The following is a 1,914-nucleotide window of genomic DNA, read 5'->3' on the forward strand; positions in this document are numbered from 1 at the left end:
GGGCTGCCGCGATCGCCCCCGGCCTCGCCTTCCCGCCCGAGCTTGACCTTGCTCTGCGCGATCCGGCCGCGACCGCGACCCGCGCCGTCCAGATGGGGGGCGTCAGCCTTGCCTCCGGCCATGTCCGCCTGCCGAGGGGCGCGGCGGTGGAAAGCCTTCAGGGCTTCAAGGAGGGAGCATGGTGGGTGCAGGATCTCGCCGCGCAGATCCCCGCGCGGCTGCTGGGCAGCGGAGCGGGCCGGAGCGCGCTCGATCTGTGTGCTGCGCCCGGCGGCAAGACCATGCAGCTGGCAGCGGCAGGGTGGAAGGTCACCGCGCTCGACCTGTCCAAGCGGCGGCTCGACCTGCTCAAGGACAATCTAAAGCGCACCGGCCTTGCGGCCTCGCCCGTGCGTGCCGACGCGCTCACCTGGGAGCCGAAGCACCGCTTCGACGCGATCCTGATCGACGCGCCCTGCACCGCGACCGGCACCTGCCGCCGCCACCCCGATGTGCTCCACCGCATCGGCACGGGGCAGGTGGCCGAGATGGCGGAGCTTCAGCGCGCCCTGACCGCGCGGGCGGCCGAGTGGCTGAACCCCGGCGGGGTGCTGGTCTATGCAGTGTGCTCGCTGGAAGAGGAGGAAGGGGAGGAGCAGGCGGCGTGGATCAACGCCGAACTGGGCCTTGCGCCCGCGCCGATCCCGCCCGAGGAACTCCCTGCGGGCCTTATGCCCACCCCTGAGGGCTGGCTGCGCACCCATCCGGGGATGCTGGCCGAGCAAGGCGGGCTCGACGGGTTTTTTGTGGGGCGGTGGGTGAAGAGCTGACAACCACGTCGCCTCGTGCTTGACACGGGGCGACGAACCTTGGGTTGTTGCCAATGGGGCCGCTTGCAGCACTTCTGCTTTCGGGTTTGCGCCCGGGCGCGGCGAATGGCCGGAAGTGGGTGGAATTCGGAATGGCGGGTTTTGGGAGCAGCCGCTGCATTTCTCGTTGGAATAGCCCCCTTCGGCCGGAATCAAACGCTGTGATCTCAAGCGGCCTGCGATTTCGACCGAGAACCCCGGAATTCCACTCTTTGCGGCTAAGCGTGGGCGTTGCGATCTGCGATCTCGTCAGCCTTAGCTAGCACTTCAGTCATGGCATCGTCGTCGTCACCCACCATCCATCTTGCAATGACCTCGGCGCATTCTCTCTCCCCGCGCATCAATGCAAAGGCTAGAGCGTCCATGTCCTTCATGGTGTCAGTGTTATAGCGAATCGTCGCGTCCACTCCCGCACCCAAGATCAGTGTGACGCAATCTGCAGACCGGCCCACTATCGCGGCAAAGAGTGGGTTCCTTACTGAAGCAGAGGAATCGATCTCAGAACCAGCACTCAGCAGAACCTTCACATTCTGAGGTCTGCCTGCACTCGCTGCGCGGACAAGTGCGACTTCCCCGTCATGCTTGGCTTTGGCATTCACCGGAAATCCAAGATCGAGCAACTCAAGTACAATCTCGGGCTCCGACTCACCCGCAGCATAATGCAGCCACGTACCCCCAGCAAAGGGGGTAAATACGTCCCTCTGCTCAGGATGTTTCCGGATGATCTGCCGCACAACTTCAACGTCTCCGCTGTCGATTGCGTCTGCCACAGCAAAATTGAATTGAGCTTCAGTATGCACATTCTTACCTTTGTGTTGCGGCGTCACCATGTAGGGGTAAAATTGTTTCTATCCTCGATCTTAATGCGCCAGCGGCTGCATCGGCCCTCAAATCCCCGACTAAGGCGCCCGCAGCAGCTCTAGTTTGCCCCCTTGTTTGGCGCCCAGACAAGATTTTCCTCACCTTTAAGGGGGTCACTCCCCGTAGCGCCACAGGCATGACGACGAATCGTAACTACGTGCGGCAGCTTTCAGCATGACCGAAGTGCAAGCCCAATGACGTTAAT

General features: G+C 62.8%; 2 protein-coding genes. One reads left to right on the forward strand and one right to left on the reverse strand.

What is annotated here, in order from left to right:
* A partial coding sequence (locus tag C0456_RS20250) for an RsmB/NOP family class I SAM-dependent RNA methyltransferase (protein ID WP_291056419.1) occupies positions 1-809 on the forward strand: 809 nt, incomplete at its 5' end.
* 257 nt (positions 810-1,066) lie between these two features.
* On the opposite strand, the gene C0456_RS20255 is transcribed toward C0456_RS20250, so the two are convergent.
* Complete coding sequence (locus tag C0456_RS20255; RefSeq protein WP_291056422.1) at positions 1,067-1,678, reverse strand: ankyrin repeat domain-containing protein; 612 nt, start codon at positions 1,676-1,678, stop codon at positions 1,067-1,069.
* Between the last annotated feature and the right edge of the window lie 236 nt (positions 1,679-1,914).

Source organism: Hyphomonas sp. (assembly GCF_013823385.1).
Classification (GTDB): Bacteria; Pseudomonadota; Alphaproteobacteria; order Caulobacterales; family Hyphomonadaceae; genus Hyphomonas.